Source organism: Marinomonas profundi (assembly GCF_020694005.1).
GTDB classification, from domain to species: Bacteria; Pseudomonadota; Gammaproteobacteria; order Pseudomonadales; family Marinomonadaceae; genus Marinomonas; species Marinomonas profundi.
Window position 1 is genome coordinate 815,461 of sequence record NZ_CP073013.1, and the last position, 16,295, is coordinate 831,755.

The window sequence follows — 16,295 nt, forward strand, 5'->3', positions numbered from 1 at the left end:
TTAATCTGCTGCGTCACTGAATTGCTGGTTATGAAGTTGCGCATAAGCGCCGTTCATCGCTAGCAACTCACTGTGAGAGCCTTGCTCAATAATTTCACCATGATCCACCACAGCAATAATGTCGGCGTTTTCAATAGTGGATAAGCGATGGGCAATAGCAATGGTGGTGCGATTTTCCATGAGCCCATCCAGAGCGGTTTGAATCGCTCGCTCAGACTCGGTATCCAGTGCTGAGGTGGCTTCATCTAAAATCAAAATAGGCGCATTTTTCAAAATCGCCCGAGCAATGGCAATACGCTGGCGCTGGCCACCGGACAAAAGCACACCGTTTTCACCGACCATGGTGTCTACCCCCTGATCAAGCTCTTGAATAAAGTCCCAAGCATTGGCGGCTTTGGCCGCCTCGATCACGTCTTCTAGGCTAGTATCTTGCAAGCAACCGTAGGCGATATTTTCTCGAATCGTGCCATTAAAAAGCACCACTTGCTGATTGACCAAGGCGATATTAGAACGCAATTCCGTCAGCTTATAATCATTGATAGCCACGCCATCAATGCTTATTTGACCTTCATCAATATCGTAAAAACGCGGAATCAAATTCGCCATAGTCGATTTACCACTGCCAGAACGCCCCACTAACGCCAAGGTTTTTCCTGCCGGCAAAGACAAATTGATATTTTTTAACGTCTGTTTTTCGGCCCCTGAGTATTTAAATGACATGGTTTCCCATTCAATATTCCCCTTAAAACGGGTCGCCGTGGTTTGCCCTTTGTCGACCTCTTCTGGCAAATCCAAAAAGTCAAAAATACTGTAAGACGCGGCAATGCCCTTTTGCAAAATACTGTTTACATCGGTTAATTGGCGAATCGGTTTACCTAGCATACCCGCCGCCGTCAAGAAGGCGATAAAATCTCCCGGAGACATATGCGAACTGATCGATGGACTCAAAGCGAACCAAATCAAAATGGCCATCATGACCGCCAAAATAAACTGCACCAGCGGAATATTGAGAGATTTGGTCATTTCCATTTTTAACTGGGAACGGCGGTTTTCATGGGCAGCTTTGTGAAAACGTTTAATTTCGTATTCACTGCCACCAAAGATCTTCACCACCTCGTGTCCTTTAATCGCTTCTGACGCCACATCCGTCACACCGCCCATGGCATTTTGAATGCGTGTACTCAGCTTACGAAAACGCTTAGAAGCATAAGAAACGACAAGGCCAATCAAAGGCACGACCAATAAAAATAGTAAGGAAAGGCGCCAGTTCATGTAGATCATATAGCCAAGCAAACCCACGACAGTTAAACCTTCACGCAACACCACCCTAATGGCTTGAGTAATCGAACCAATTACCTGCTCTGTATCGTAGGTTAATTTTGCCAGCAAACGTCCAGTGGGTATTGAGTGGAAATAGCTTGAAGGCAAGCGCACGAGCTTATTAAACATATGAGTACGCAAATCGAAAACCACATTGTTGGCGACTTTCGCCATAAAATAGTTGCCCAAAAAGGTACCAATACCACGGGCAATAAACACCCCTAGAATAGCCATAGGAATGACAAGGCGACTCTCGGAAATATTCCCCTCAGAGACGACATCGACTATGTGCTTTAACAAGGCCGCTAGCGCGGGCTCCATCGCCGCATAAATGACATAGCCAATCACACTAAGTAGTAAATACAACCAGGACGAACGCACATAACCTAATAGGCGAAAATAGATTTGTGTACCAGAAACAGGCACTTTTTGAACAGGCACTTCCGTCTCAATATTCTCTTTATCTTGCATTTACAGGTTCGCTTTTTCAATAATAGCCGTGGTTGAATAGCCATCGACAAAGGTCAATACTTTTACCTCGCCGCCATGGGCCAAGACATGATGAGCACCAACAATCGTCTCTATGGTGTAATCACCACCTTTTACCAAGACATCGGGCGTTAAAAATTCAATAATTTCCTTCGGTGTATCCTCGTCAAACCAAGTAACCCAATCAATCGCCCCCACTCCTTCCAACACTGACATACGGTGAATCAGGTTATTAATCGGACGTTTTTCGCCTTTGAGTCGTTTAACCGATGCGTCGGTATTGACCGCTACAATCAGACGATCTCCGAGAGCCTTAGCCTGCTTCATATAAGCAATGTGCCCTGGATGAAGAATATCAAAGCAACCATTGGTAAAGACAATTTTTTCACCGTTCATTTGCGCCAATTTTATTTGCGCAAGTAAATCTTGTGGAGAAAGCACGCCAAAATTTGTACTGTGTGAACGCTGAAACATAATCGCATCTAAACGTTCAGCACTAATGGAAGCGGTCCCTAGCTTGCCAACAACGTAACCCGCTGCTTGGTTAGCGTATTCGACCGCATCAATAAAACGTTTACTGGTCACATAAACCGCAGTCAAAACCGCAATCACCGTATCACCGGCGCCGGTCACATCAAACACCTCTTTAGCGGCTGTAGCCAATGAAAACGGCGGCTTACCTTCACTGAATAAAATCAACCCTTCTTCACCACGGGTAACCAACAAGGCCTTCCAACCAAACTGTTCACGTAATGCTTTGGCTTTTTCTTCTAGTTCTTTGCTTGAATGGCATTTACCAACAATCATTTCAAATTCAAGCAGGTTTGGTTTCACCAAGGTGGCGCCTTGATAAATCGAGAAATCATTGCCTTTCGGGTCAACAAAACTCGGGACGTCCGCTGCATTGGAAAGTGTTATCAATGACTGAACATCCGCCAAGCAGCCTTTGGCGTAATCCGAAAAAATAACCGCGTCCGAGTCAGGCAAGCATTCTTCGACTACTTTGGCTAAGGCGTCATTCTGAGAAAGACTGTCTTCGCGCTCTTCAAAGTCCAGTCGAATAAGCTGTTGATGGCGACTCATCACCCGTAACTTGGTGATAGTGGGGAGGGTTTCTGAACGAACAAATCGACACGTAACGCCAACGTCCTCTAGACAACGGGTCAAAACATCAGCATTTTCATCGTTTCCGACCACACCGACCAGTGTTACTGACACACCCAATTTGGCTAAGCCAAGCGCCACGTTGGCAGCGCCACCTGGACGATCTTCAATATTGGAAACCTTAACGACTTGTACCGGCGCTTCTGGTGAAATACGCGACGTACCGCCATGCCAATAGCGATCCAACATGACATCCCCAACAACGAGAATGTGTTTATCTTTAAAATTTAGATACGAAGAGTTCATAGCCACATAATAATCGATTTTTAGAGGCAGTCATCTTATCATACTCCCACACCAAGTTGGACACACCTAAAACACACGGCTTAAAATAAACATAACGGGGCTTTTATTCCATGCTGAATTCCACTCTATTATCCAGCCAATCCTTTTTATTTGATGGGCTACTGAAAAATTGGTCTCTTCATGGTATTGATACAGAACAAGGTTTTAGCTATGAAAGCATGACGCACGATTGGAAAAACAACGCCGTTGGCCGCGTGCGTTTATTAACGCAATGCCGTCAGTTATATACCTTTAGCCACGCTTGCCAAATAAAGAATGCACCTGAGTGGCAAGCCATGCTCACCCCGCTTTTCAACTTTATCACCTCGCGCTACTTCATCAATGAACGCTGGATTTTTTCGTTAAACGACGATCTTTCGATAAAAGATCAGCAGTCTGACGCCTACGCCCTTGCCTTTGTGCTGCTGTCTTTTAGTCATTATTACCAGTTAACAAAAGATGATCGCGCCCTTGTTTTTATGAAAAAGACACACCTTTTTCTGTTGGATAACATGCAAGCGCAATCGGGTGGCTTTTATGAGTCCTACCCTGTCGATGAAAACCAAATCCGCCGTCAAAACCCACATATGCACTTACTAGAAGGCTATGTGGCGGCCTTTGAAGCAACACAAGATGATGACTATAAAGAAGCTATTCAATCCCTACTGTCACTAGCACTCGAACACTTTTATCATCAAGAAACTAAAACCTTACGTGAATTTTTCAGCGCCGACTGGCAGCTTGATCCTAAAATAGGCCATCAAGTAGAACCCGGGCACCACTTCGAATGGGTATGGTTGCTTTACCGCGCCAATAAAATAGTGCCCAACGCCGACCATACTGACTTAGCCCAACAACTTTGGCTAACGGCAACACGGCATGGACTGGCAGAGAATGGTGGTATCTACAACCAAATTGATGGCAATAGTTATCAAGCCATTGATAAAGAAAAGCGTATCTGGCCCATTACCGAATATTTAAAAGCCATCACTGTCATGCAGATAGGCAAAGAGGAAAAAATCGACCGTATCGAGAAAGCGCTCGACTTTATTCAGCAGCACTATTTGCTGCCAAATGGTCGTTGGAATGAATATCTTAACGAAGACAACACAGCAAAAGACTTCCCGCTTCCCGGCACCAGCAGCTATCATATTTTTCTCGGCCTAACAGAAGTGATAGCATGGGCGAAAGTAAACACCGATTTTTAGGTTTGAACCGTTTTTTAGATTTGAACAGTTAGCAGAGACGAAACCTCAGTCTGAGTAAAAACGCTACATTAGGATAAATGTATTATGTATATAGTTACTGGCGGTGCCGGATTTATTGGCAGCAATATCATCAAAGCCTTAAACAACAAAGGCATTAAAAACATTCTTCTAGTGGATGATTTGACGGACGGCAAAAAATGCCTCAATTTATCCGATCTTGATATTGCCGATTACATGGATATGTACGATTTCTTAGACGCTATCAAGCAGGATACATTGGGCATTAATCCCATTGCGGTGTTCCATGAAGGCGCGTGCTCAGCGACCACAGAATGGAACGGCAAATATGTCATGGATGTGAATTATCAATATTCAAAAGCGGTATTGGATTTCTGCCTAAAGCATGGCGCCCCCTTCTCTTATGCATCTTCCGCCTCTGTGTATGGTTCTGGCCCTGTTTTCCAAGAGTCCCGTGAAAACGAAAAGCCACTTAACATGTACGCCTATTCCAAGTTTCAGTTCGACCAATACATTCGCGCGATCTTACCAAACGCAAAAAGCCAAATTGTGGGGTTTCGCTACTTCAACGTCTATGGACCTCGTGAACAACACAAAGGCAGCATGGCCAGTGTCGCCTTTCATCTTCGTAATCAAGTGCTTGCAGATGAGAACCCCAAATTATTTGGTGCCTATGATGGCTATGAAGCAGGCGGACAAAGCCGAGATTTCATTTACGTTGAAGATTTGGTGAATACCAAACTTTGGTTCCTCGAGAACCCTGAACAATCTGGCATTTTCAATCTAGGCACAGGCAAAGCCGAGCCTTTTCGCACCATAGCCGAAACCGTCATTGCGCATTACGAAAAAGGCGAGATCGAATACATTCCCTTCCCAGAACAGCTAAAAGGAGCGTATCAAAGCTTCACGCAAGCGGACATCAGCAAACTACGCAATGCGGGTTATAACGGCAGCTTCCGTGGCTTGGCGCAAGGCGTTCAAGATTACTTAGGTTGGCTCGATACACATGGCTAAATATTTAATAGTTGGCCCATCTTGGGTGGGCGACATGGTCATGGCGCAGAGCCTCTTTATTACGCTAAAACAGCAAGATAAAGAGGCGATTATTGATGTTATCGGCCCCAAATGGTCGTCGCCTATTTTGGCTCGCATGCCTGAAGTGAGAAATGCTATCACCTTGCCAACAGGCCATGGTGAATGGGGAATCAGCACGCGACGTAAACTAGGATATTCGCTTCGTTCAGAACAATATGATCAGGCTATCATTATGCCTCGTTCATGGAAGTCGGCCTTAGTGCCCTTCTTTGCCAAGATCCCGCATCGAGTCGGCTTTACGGGTGAACAACGTTATATTTTGCTCAATGAACGTCGCAAACTAGATAAAAGCGTTTTAAATCAAACCGTAAAACGCTTTACCTCGTTGGGATTGCCTAATGAACTGGCTTATCCACCTATCGATATTCCGTCTCCAGCGCTACAGGTCGACCCAGATAATCAGCAAAGCCTTTATCAAAAACATACTTTATCGGATAGACCAGCCATCGCCCTCATGGCTGGCGCAGAATTTGGTCCTTCTAAACAATGGCCAATTGCGTATTTTCATCAACTCGCGAAAAGTGCCGTTGCCGCGGGTTACCAAATCTGGGTATTGGGTGGCCCAAAAGATCAAGACGATGGCGATAAAATCGTTGCAGACTTGGGTGAATTTGCGATAAACCTATGCGGTAAAACACAACTTGTTGATGCGATAGACCTACTCGCTGCCGCCGAAAAAGCCATCAGCAATGATTCAGGGTTAATGCACATTGCCGCAGCCGTTGGTACCGAAGTTCATGGCATATATGGTTCAACCAGTGAAGAATTCACCCCGCCGCTTACCGACAATAAGACCATTCACAATCTTCACCTTGAATGCTCCCCTTGTTTTAAACGCAGCTGTCCGTTAGGGCACACAAATTGCCAAAATCAACTTACTCCAGACATGATTATAAGGATAGCCGTTTCCCCATGAATCTTGTATTGCTTAGAAACAGACCTCATTTTGGCGCTCAAATAACCAGTATCCCTGTATTGTATTTTTTCTTCCAAAACTATAGCAATCAAACCCCTATTACCCTTTTATCAAAAAGTAATGTGGCATGGATTTACAACCAGCTCCCTTGGGTAAAAGAATGCATTCATTCAGAAAATAAGTTCGACGACTTCAAAAAAATTAAGCATTGCGATAACTTGCTCAACCTAAGGCCAAGTAACCGCTTTCCAATTATTTTATACAAACTCATCAAAGGGGGAAAAGTTTTTGATTTTGTCAAAAACGATTTTCTAATTAACTTAACCTCTGAAAAACATAATGTTTTATGCGACACAGAATACAGAGCATTAGCTTATTTAAAAATATTCATAAAAGATGAAGAAGTCTTATTACCAGCTCTTGCCGCTCCTTTTCTTGCACTAATGCACGATTCTGAACTGACCCTAAGTAAAGCAGAACTGAACATACTAATGATGCCTGGTGGAGGAGCCGGTGAAATAAAGAAATGGGGGATTAATAACTTCCTCATAGTAGGAAAACTCATCGCTGATGAGCTAGGAAAAACATGTCACATCCATGTTTTGTTGGGCCCAGACGAAGAAAAAGAAATACAATACACACAAGAGCTAAACAGCGAAAATGTGTCTCTTCACGTGAACACCCCTCTTCACGATATAGCAAAACTGGTGGATCACTGCGACTTAACCATTGCCAATGATTGTGGGCCATCCCATATCGCACAATGTATGCAAAAACCTTATATCGGTCTTTTTAGAGAGCCAAATACCGAATGGTTCCACAGTCATGCAAAGTCAGTTAAAGTGCTACCAGCAAAAGGGCAAGATATTAAAACCATTACCACCAGAAGCGTAACCGAATTCGCTGTCAATTTATTGAAGAGCCAAGCATGAAAATCTCAGGCAATATCATCACACTCAACGAAGAAAAAAACATCGCGGCCTGCATACAATCTATGCAAACAGTGTGTGATGAAATTATCGTAGTTGACTCAGGAAGCACTGACAACACGATCGAAATTGCTCGAAGTTTAGGTGCAACCATTGTCAATCAACCTTACCTAGGTGATGGCATCCAGAAAAATGTTGCGCTAAAGCATACTAAAAATACCTGGGTATTAAGTTTGGATGCTGATGAGCGCTTGACGCCTGAAATGACTCAAGCTATCCAACAGCTAAACCTAGAATCAACCACTATTGAAGGCTATTCTTTCCGTCGACAAAATATGATTGGCAATCGTTGGATCAAGCATTGCGGCTGGTATCCAGACCGCTGTATCCGCTTATACAATACCGACAAAACTCGCTTTGCGGATGTTAAACAACACGCCAGTGTGCAAACCAAAAACGTAAAAGATATTAACGCAGATATTATCCACTACTCTTTTAAAAATATCGGTGAGTTATTCGCCAAGCCAGGTCGTAATTTTAGCGGAAGAGCGGCTAAAATCATGTACGCAAAAGGTAAACGTGCTAATGCATTCTCACCCTTTACCCACGGTCTAAACGCGTTTATCCGCAAATATATTTTTCAGAGAGGCTTCATGGGCGGAGTCGATGGCATGACAGTCGCATTAAGTGCAGCCGTCAATAGCTACCTAAAATATGCCAAACTACTTGAATATCAACGCGACCCTAGCGTTACACAACAAGATGATTTCAAAAATATTTGGTAATAAAACAGGCGATATACCTTGAGCAAAACACCGACCGTACTTCATGTTAACCTCGCCAAAGGCTTTCGTGGCGGAGAAAGGCAAACTGAACTGCTTATTAGAGCATTGTCGAAGCATTTTAACATTAAACAGCTACTTGCCTGTCGAGAAGACTCACCCCTTCTCGCCAGACTGGCTGACGTTGATAATCTGTCATTCGTGATCGCAAACCATCAACTATCCGGCCACTATGCAGCACCACTGGTCGATATTGTCCATGCGCATGAAGCTAAAGCAGTTCATTGGGCTTACGTGCACAAGCTCTTAAAAAATACACCTTATATCGTTACTCGACGAGTCGATACTGTCGTGAAAGATAAATGGCTAAACCAAAAAACATACCGTAGTGCATCAGCATTGGTCGGCATATCAACACTTATCGCCAACCAAATTCGCAGTAAACATTGGGGAGAGGTCTATCAGATTCCGAGCACACTTGCCCACTTGGAAAGCGACCCCAAAGAAGGAGAAGCCTTTCGGAACACTTTTCCAGGTAAAACCATCATTGGCCATGTAGGTGCACTGGTTGACAAACATAAGGGGCAAAAAATTCTTATTGAGGCTGCCGCTTTATTAGAAAAAAGCCATCCAGATCTACAGATTGTCTTTTTTGGCGACGGTGCAGACAAAGAGGAACTTGAGACTTTATCCAAAGGGATGAAAAACATTACATGGATGGGATTTAAGGCAAGAATTGGTGACTATTTACCTTACTTCGATCTCTTCGTTTTTCCTTCGCGAAATGAGGGTTTAGGATCAACTTTATTAGACGTAATGGATGCTGGTGTGCCAATCATTGCTTCTAATGTCGGCGGTATTCCAGATATTGTGATTGATAATGAAACAGGAGTACTTGTTACTCCAAACGATAGTTTGGCACTAAAAGAAGCCATTATTAAACTTTCTAATGACAAGGCTCTTCAAACAAAATTGGTTGCAGGTGCCAAAAAACAACTCGAAAACTATACCCCACAAAAAATGGCAGAAAGCTATACTGCTCTCTATAAAAAAATAACGGCTCAAGGTTAATCCTTTAGCCGTTATTCATACTGAACTTAACTACTTTTTAAATCGACTAACACTCTCTAACATCTCTTTTAAATAGACGTAATTTGGCTCAGCGTCTTTTTTCACTCTATTAGTGAGGTCATATATTTTATATTGGCCACCTGCACCCACCTCTAAAATATCATCATTGGTAATCATTGCATAACCAGAGTAGCTAGCAGATAACACCCAATCTCTTGCATTTTTATCACTTAAAAGATCAATACCTTCTGAGTAATGATTAATAGGATTTTTTACACCTAGATAGTTTTTCATTAACGTTGGAACAACATCTTCATGACTTGTTAAGCTCTGATTAACGTTAGAAGCATCATCCGAAGAAAAACCAGGCCCAACCACAACAAATGGAACGTGAATTTGAGCCGCTGTAAAATTACTATTATGCCCCCAATAATTCAATTTATTATCATTTAACTCTTGTGCATGATCACCAGTAATAACAACTATGGTATTTTCTGCGTCACCACTTGCTTCCAATTCATCCAATACTTTTTTAGCCAAATGATCCACATATCGAACACTGGTTTTATAACGATTCATAAACAGTGTTGGGTCTGTATCATTATTCAGCGCCAAATAATTAACTATTTTTAACATAGGCTCATATTTTTTATCATAGCTTTCAGGAAAATCATAACCATGTGGAGCATCATAAAAAAGGAACGAAAAAGCAGGTTTGGATTTATCTCTAAGCTGGTACCATTGCAACCAATCTTCTGTTAATTTTGCGTCTCTTTCAGAGGGTGAATCCCCTTCTGACCGTAGTCGTAAATTATTTACCTTGGAAAAAACTGTTCTATTAAATTCTGGGTCAGTCAAAGATGCCGAAGAAAAAATTCCTAGTTCATAGTTTAAATCCTGTAGCCTATCCATAAAAACAGGAGACTTCTGATTAGCCAACGCGCTCTGCCAATATGTTCCCGGCAAACCATAAAATAATCCAAAAATACCGGTACTAGTTGCATTCCCTGTTGACATATGGCGAGAGAAAGAAAGCCCGTTCTGGGAATAAGACCACATATTAGGCGTATTATCGGCATTAAAAGTATCAAAACGCCAAGAGTCCACCACCAAAAATAGAATATTAAAAGGCTTATTAACAGCGCCTGTTTCTAATTCTTCTGTTGGGTAGTTAAGACTACTACTCACTTTTAAAGACAGTGCCCTTTGTTGCGCTAAAGCTTCCTCGTCAATCCATCCATGCTTTCGCATCAAACCATTTGCTGTCGCAGGCTGAAATAAAGGCAAATAACTTTTACTAATAGTAACTGGCTGATAAGCATTTGCTGCCGCCCAGATATGAATAAAATTACTAGCAAAAAAACATACAACAAAAAGGGATACGAAATATCGTTTTTTAACGTTGGTAATTGAGCGAATCGTTAAAAAATGCAACAAGGCGTATTCGATTAAAAATATAATAAAAAAACTAAAAATGGCAATAAACCAAGTGACGATAGAAAAATCAACCACATCACCTGATAGCACCAGTTTAAGAACAACCTCATTGATATGAAAACGATACTGAGCAAAAACAAACGTATCAATTAACAACACAAACAACGCTATGGATGCCAAAAAACTAACGACTAGATAAAAAACACTTCTAGGCAAAAAAATAAAGAAAAAAGCAAAAAAACCTAATATTCCACCTAATAAAGCCATCTGCCCTATTAAACTTGTGACAATAAAAGATATTCCCAGAGCATCCGTCGGAAATTCAGGCAAAAACGAAAAATACCTTATCGCCAAAATAATAGAAAAAAATATGTTTATTATTAAAAATAAACCAAAAACGGAGCGTTTATTACCTAGAACCATAATAAAAACCTAAAAATTTGACTTGCGATTAAAATGAGATAATGAATAACCCCGCCCCAAGGGGCGAGGTATCAGCGTGTCATTCGAACAATGCTAAACGTTGTTCATACATCATTTTCGAACTCCCCCGTCATTCCCGCGAAGGCGGGAATCAAGCCCTTACGATCATCGAAAATAACCTTATTTAGACACTTAACTGGGTTCCCGCCTTCGCGGGAATGACAAAGCTGGATTTTAGCTATTTACGCAGCAAGCTGCGGGGAATTAAACCCGAAGAGATTAAATCAAGAATCCACACCAAACAAATCACGTGTATAAACTTTATCTTTCACATCCAGCATATCGTCTGTCATTCTATTTGCGACAATCACATCTGACATAGCTTTAAATTCTTCTAAACTCTTAACCACTTTTGAATTAAAAAAGCAGTCCTCCAAAAGGGCAGGTTCATACACAACAACGTCGACACCTTTGGCTTTAATTCGTTTCATTACGCCCTGAATCGCAGACGCCCTGAAATTATCAGAACCGACTTTCATTACTAGGCGGTAAATTCCGACCACTTTTGGGTTACTTTTTAATATAGACTCAGCAACAAAATCCTTGCGCGTTGCATTCGCATCGACAATGGCTCGTACTAAGTTATTTGGCACCTTGTCATAGTTAGCCAAAAGTTGCTTCGTGTCTTTCGGTAGGCAGTAACCGCCATAGCCAAATGAAGGATTGTTATAATGACGACCAATACGCGGATCAAGCCCAACACCTTGGATAATTTGACGGCTGTCTAGAGAGTGAGATTCCGCGTAGCTGTCCAATTCATTAAAGAACGCCACTCGCATGGCCAAATAAGTATTAGCAAATAGCTTAATCGCTTCGGCCTCGGTTGAGCCTGTGAGCAATACATCAATGTTTTCTTTTTCTGCGCCCTGAACCAAAAGATCAGCAAACACTTGAGCTCGATCAGAGACTTCACCGACAACAATCCGAGAAGGGTATAAATTGTCATGCAAGGCTTTGCCTTCGCGCAAAAACTCAGGCGAAAATAAAAGGTTATGCGTCGCAAAGCGGTCACTTGCTGATTTTGTGAAACCCACTGGCACCGTCGACTTCACCACCATGATCGCATTCGGGTTAATACGGATAACATCTTCAATAACGGACTCAACGTGGCGCGTGTTGAAGTAGTTTGTCTCTGGATCATAATCGGTAGGCGTTGCAATGATCACGTAGTCTGCGCCAAGGTAGGCTTCTTCTTTGTCTAGTGTTGCGACAAAATTAAGATCCTCTTCGACTAGGTAGCGCTCAATATCACGATCTTCAATAGGAGACTGTTTCTTATTGAGCATGTCCACTTTCGCGGCGACAATGTCCAAAGCAACAACCTGATTATGCTTCGCCAATAACAGAGCATTAGAAATGCCAACGTACCCTGTTCCTGCCACTGCTATTTTCATTCGGCTTACCCTTTGCTTTAAAGATAGAATTTGTCATCAAAAGACGCTATTTTACAGTTTGTATCATAATTAAAAACGTCTATTCATGCTTTTTTCAGTAATTGTACAGAGAAAGGCAGAAAATCGAGAACACCAAAGTAAATTTTAATAAAAAACAAGGAGTTCCACATGAAGTTTGAACTAGTCGATCGTCAAGGCTACATTCCTGACCTTAACTATGGTGCCGCAGGGCAAGAGCTCTCCTGCTTTATTCCCAACGACTACCCTTTCCAGCAAGTTAGTTACCACAATGGTGAAGGTGAAGTGATTATAGACAAGCACACATGGCACTTTTTCTTCACTCAAGAAGGCATCGGCATCCAATTAATAGATGGCGTTGTCACGCTAAAAGAAGCCGAACACTTGCTACTTGCCGTTAAAGCACATATCTGGGGGGAGACTCACCAACAAGTACAAATTTTCATGGCTGGTGTTACGCCGAAATAATACACCTTTTCGTTTTTTACTTAGCCCCCACGGGGGCTATTTACTGTTCAGGATTTACGCCAAAGTCGCCGCTCGGCGCATTCTCTTTGACCATTGACTCCACGACCCCACATACACTTGCTTTGCTTCTATGCCAGCGTGGTTTAACGCTAAAACATTATGGCAAGCTGTCACGCCAGAGCCGCAATAATACACATAGCCATCACCGCTATTCGACAACCAATCTTGCCATTCAACATGCAACTGCTCAGCAGGCTTGAAATAACCCTCTGGGTCTAGGTTATCGGCAAAAGGACGATTAATCGCGCCAGGAATATGCCCAGCAACAGGATCCATGGTTTCATTTTCCCCATTAAATCGATCCGCCGCTCGCGCATCCACCAGCTGAAATTGATTGGTTTCAAAATTTTCAACGATCGCTTGCTCGCTGATCGCCCAAGGAAATGACACCTCGATTTGGTTCACTGTCGCCGTCGCCGTCACTGGCATCTGTGAAATGTCTTTACCTTGCTTACGCCATGCAGGAAAACCACCATTCAACACGCGAGCCTCTATATTCTGCTGGCTAAGCATCCACCAAGCACGGGCCGCAACCGCACCGCCCATATCATCGTATACCACAACGCGCGAATTCTGATCGATACCCCACGCTTGCAGCTGTTTAGAGAAAACCCTTTCGTCAGGCAAAGGATGCCGTCCGCTAAACTCTGTTTCGGGCGCCGCCAGTTCGTGGTGGACATCCACAAAAACAGCGCCAGGAATATGCCCCTGATTGTATTCGGACAGACCTTTAGCGTGGTCGGTCAAATAAAATCGACAATCTAAAACAACCACATTTGGCTGTCCAAGTAATGCGGCCAGTTCATCGGTATTGATTAATGTTTTTAATAGCACAGGCTTTCCTCAGGCAATCATCAGTGGTCATAAAACAGAGCTATTCTGTTTCCTTTAAATCTACTTTGATTAGGCATTTTTTGCTAATATTCGCGATTATTATCTTACCATCGAGTTTTTTATGTTACGTATCGACCTCCTTCTCACTGAGCAAGGCCTTGCTAAATCCCGATCCCAAGCACAAGTGTTTATTAGCGAAGGACGAGTTTCATACAAACAAAACGAGAAGTGGATAAACATCACCAAACCTAGCGTAAAACTACCACTCGATACTGAGTTAAACATCGCCACAAACGCAGCCGATAGATACGTATCCCGTGGCGCGCTAAAACTCGAAGGCGCATTACGCCATACCAAGCTCAACATCGAAAATTTTCATGTATTAGATATCGGCCAATCTACCGGCGGCTTTAGTGACTGTGCAATCCAACATGGCGCCGCGAAGGTTGTCGGAGTAGAAGTTGGCCACGGCCAGTTAGACCCACGCCTGCGTGATCATCAAAATATCGTCTGTTTAGAGGGCATCAATGCGCGTAATCTGTGTGTTGATGATTTAAAGCAACATTTTCCAGAAAATGGCTTTGATCTGGTGGTCATGGATGTGTCTTTTATTTCACAGACTAAAATTTTGCCACAGCTAGCGAATTTACTGAGCAAAAGCGGTCAGCTAATTACCCTAGTCAAACCCCAATTTGAAGTGGGTAAAGAGTTTATTGGCAAAGGCGGTATCGTCAAAAACAAACAACGCGTTGAGCAACTTGAAGAAGACATAAAAGCCTTTATCAAAGGACTAGGATTTGAAGTGAAATGCTATATTGAAAGCCCAATCAAAGGCGGTGATGGCAATCAGGAGTTTTTACTCTGGGCAACTAAAGAAGAAGTCTAAGACTAGGGCCTTTAAATGATTTCATCGTAATTGTGGTTATTAGTTGGCAAGATCTCACGGGCTTCTTTCTTTTCCAGCTCGGTAATATAGTTTCTGGCCATGTAAAACCCTAAACAACCAAAGATCACCGACCCAACCGCTTGCCCAAAAAGTATTCCCTCCGCCCCCATAAAAACAGAAAACACCGTAATTAACGGCCACGTTCCCAAGGTTGCACGACCAAAATTTAACAAGGTGCTGTTCAAAGGTTTACCCAGGTTGTTAAACACCGCGATGGCGATAAACAACAGGCTTTGGAAGAAGAAGCTAAAAGACACGAAGGTCGCAAAAAAGCGAATAATATCAGCACTGCCTTGGGTGGCATTAAAGGTCGACACCAACCAATCCTGCATCAGATACAAGGCAACACACAATACCAAGCAATAGCCAAAAGCATAAATCACCGCACTACTGATCGCGCTGCGCATGCGATCAAAGCGACCGGCACCATAGTTTTGCCCTAATATCGGCCCAACCGCACCCGATAAGGCAAAAACACCGCCAAAAACCACGGGAATAATGCGCCCAATCACGGCCACCGCCGCCACCGCATCATCACCAAATGACGAGGTATGTTCCATCACGATGGCGTTAGCCAATGGAGAAGACATATTGGTTAACATTGCAGGCACAGCAATCACCGAAATAGATCTCACGTCCTTAAAAAAATCCAACAGATCAAATTCGCCTAGCATTTTGTGAATATGCACCACACCATAATACGACACCGCCACCATGGAGAAGCGTGCAATCAAAGACGCAATCGCAGCCCCTTGCACCCCTAAACCAAAGGCAAAAATAAAAATAGGATCCAGCACCGCGTTAACCAAACCGCCCACCAGAGTGGCGTACATAGCACGACGCGCATCGCCTAAGGCGCGCATAATGCCAGACCCTATCATGCCAATCATCACCGCAGGCATGCCAAAAACTAAAATCTGCAAATATTCAGTGGCCAAGTCTAATGTTCGCCCCGTGGCGCCAATATACAATAAAATATGGGGAATATTTGACCACAACAACCAGACAACCGCGGAAGAAAACAGAATACCAAACGCCAGCACATTGACAGCGCGACGCTTAGCCAATTCAATCTGCCCTTCTCCAATCGCCTTTGACACCAGCGCAGTGGCTGATATTGACACCGCAATACTCAGGGAAATGGTAAAAAAGACAATAGTACTGGCAAAGCCAACCGCTGCGACGGCCTCTTTTTCACCCAGCATAGAAAGAAACAACATGTCGACAAGGTCAACCAAAAACATACACATCAAACCTAACGCGCCAGTGGCAGACATGCTAACCACATGTTTAAAGGTTGAACCTTGTGTGAGTTTTGCCGAACTAGGCATTCGTTTCCCCTAAAAATAACGCATACATTGTGCGAAAAAAAACCGGT

The 16,295-nt window shown here is 43.1% G+C and carries 14 protein-coding genes; 8 read left to right on the forward strand and 6 right to left on the reverse strand.

Going from position 1 to position 16,295, the window contains the following annotated elements:
• Both msbA and hldE read right to left on the reverse strand, forming a co-directional pair.
• A complete protein-coding gene (msbA, locus tag J8N69_RS03800) occupies positions 1 to 1,791 on the reverse strand; it encodes a lipid A export permease/ATP-binding protein MsbA (RefSeq protein WP_168822526.1) in 1,791 nt (596 codons plus the stop codon).
• Positions 1,792 to 3,219 (reverse strand): bifunctional D-glycero-beta-D-manno-heptose-7-phosphate kinase/D-glycero-beta-D-manno-heptose 1-phosphate adenylyltransferase HldE, encoded by a 1,428-nt coding sequence (gene hldE, locus J8N69_RS03805; protein ID WP_168822524.1) that lies wholly within the window; start codon positions 3,217 to 3,219, stop codon positions 1,792 to 1,794.
• A gap of 110 nt (positions 3,220 to 3,329) precedes the next feature.
• Between hldE and J8N69_RS03810 the strand changes: the two genes are divergently transcribed.
• The 6 genes from J8N69_RS03810 (at position 3,330) to J8N69_RS03835 (ending at position 9,277) form a co-directional block, all read left to right on the forward strand.
• Positions 3,330 to 4,466 carry an AGE family epimerase/isomerase gene (locus J8N69_RS03810; protein WP_168822522.1) on the forward strand — a complete coding sequence of 379 codons (1,137 nt, stop codon included), beginning with the start codon at positions 3,330 to 3,332 and terminating at the stop codon, positions 4,464 to 4,466.
• An 84-nt stretch (positions 4,467 to 4,550) separates the two neighbouring features.
• Positions 4,551 to 5,498 (forward strand): ADP-glyceromanno-heptose 6-epimerase, encoded by a 948-nt coding sequence (rfaD, locus tag J8N69_RS03815; protein ID WP_168822520.1) that lies wholly within the window; start codon positions 4,551 to 4,553, stop codon positions 5,496 to 5,498.
• The gene (gene waaF / locus J8N69_RS03820) at positions 5,491 to 6,495 is read left to right on the forward strand and encodes a lipopolysaccharide heptosyltransferase II (RefSeq protein ID WP_168822518.1); all 1,005 of its coding nucleotides are present in this window, start codon (positions 5,491 to 5,493) and stop codon (positions 6,493 to 6,495) included. The genes rfaD and waaF overlap by 8 nt, the downstream gene beginning before the upstream one ends.
• Positions 6,492 to 7,427, forward strand: a complete 936-nt coding sequence (locus J8N69_RS03825; RefSeq protein ID WP_168822516.1) for a glycosyltransferase family 9 protein — start codon at positions 6,492 to 6,494, stop codon at positions 7,425 to 7,427. The genes waaF and J8N69_RS03825 overlap by 4 nt, the downstream gene beginning before the upstream one ends.
• The gene (locus J8N69_RS03830) at positions 7,424 to 8,209 is read left to right on the forward strand and encodes a glycosyltransferase family 2 protein (RefSeq protein WP_168822514.1); all 786 of its coding nucleotides are present in this window, start codon (positions 7,424 to 7,426) and stop codon (positions 8,207 to 8,209) included. Before J8N69_RS03825 ends, J8N69_RS03830 begins: the two co-directional genes overlap by 4 nt.
• Before the next feature lie 18 nt (positions 8,210 to 8,227).
• Complete coding sequence (locus tag J8N69_RS03835; RefSeq protein ID WP_168822512.1) at positions 8,228 to 9,277, forward strand: glycosyltransferase family 4 protein; 1,050 nt, start codon at positions 8,228 to 8,230, stop codon at positions 9,275 to 9,277.
• Positions 9,278 to 9,307: 30 nt separating this feature from the next.
• Here the strand turns inward: J8N69_RS03835 and J8N69_RS03840 are convergent, their stop codons facing one another.
• Positions 9,308 to 11,137, reverse strand: a complete 1,830-nt coding sequence (locus J8N69_RS03840; RefSeq protein ID WP_168822510.1) for a DUF3413 domain-containing protein — start codon at positions 11,135 to 11,137, stop codon at positions 9,308 to 9,310.
• Between the two features lie 284 nt (positions 11,138 to 11,421).
• The gene (locus J8N69_RS03845) at positions 11,422 to 12,591 is read right to left on the reverse strand and encodes a nucleotide sugar dehydrogenase (protein WP_168822508.1); all 1,170 of its coding nucleotides are present in this window, start codon (positions 12,589 to 12,591) and stop codon (positions 11,422 to 11,424) included.
• 168 nt (positions 12,592 to 12,759) lie between these two features.
• On the opposite strand from J8N69_RS03845, the gene J8N69_RS03850 reads away from it, so the two are divergent.
• Positions 12,760 to 13,077, forward strand: coding sequence for a hypothetical protein (locus tag J8N69_RS03850; RefSeq protein WP_168822506.1), 318 nt, complete (start codon positions 12,760 to 12,762; stop codon positions 13,075 to 13,077).
• A gap of 54 nt (positions 13,078 to 13,131) precedes the next feature.
• Here J8N69_RS03850 and J8N69_RS03855 read toward each other — a convergent pair whose 3' ends face one another.
• The gene (locus tag J8N69_RS03855) at positions 13,132 to 13,971 is read right to left on the reverse strand and encodes a sulfurtransferase (RefSeq protein WP_168822504.1); all 840 of its coding nucleotides are present in this window, start codon (positions 13,969 to 13,971) and stop codon (positions 13,132 to 13,134) included.
• Positions 13,972 to 14,092: 121 nt separating this feature from the next.
• Here J8N69_RS03855 and J8N69_RS03860 point away from each other — a divergent pair, with 121 nt between their 5' ends.
• Positions 14,093 to 14,857 (forward strand): TlyA family RNA methyltransferase, encoded by a 765-nt coding sequence (locus J8N69_RS03860; protein ID WP_168822502.1) that lies wholly within the window; start codon positions 14,093 to 14,095, stop codon positions 14,855 to 14,857.
• 11 nt (positions 14,858 to 14,868) lie between these two features.
• Here the strand turns inward: J8N69_RS03860 and J8N69_RS03865 are convergent, their stop codons facing one another.
• Positions 14,869 to 16,248, reverse strand: a complete 1,380-nt coding sequence (locus tag J8N69_RS03865) for an MATE family efflux transporter (protein ID WP_168822500.1) — start codon at positions 16,246 to 16,248, stop codon at positions 14,869 to 14,871.
• Positions 16,249 to 16,295: the final 47 nt, after the last annotated feature.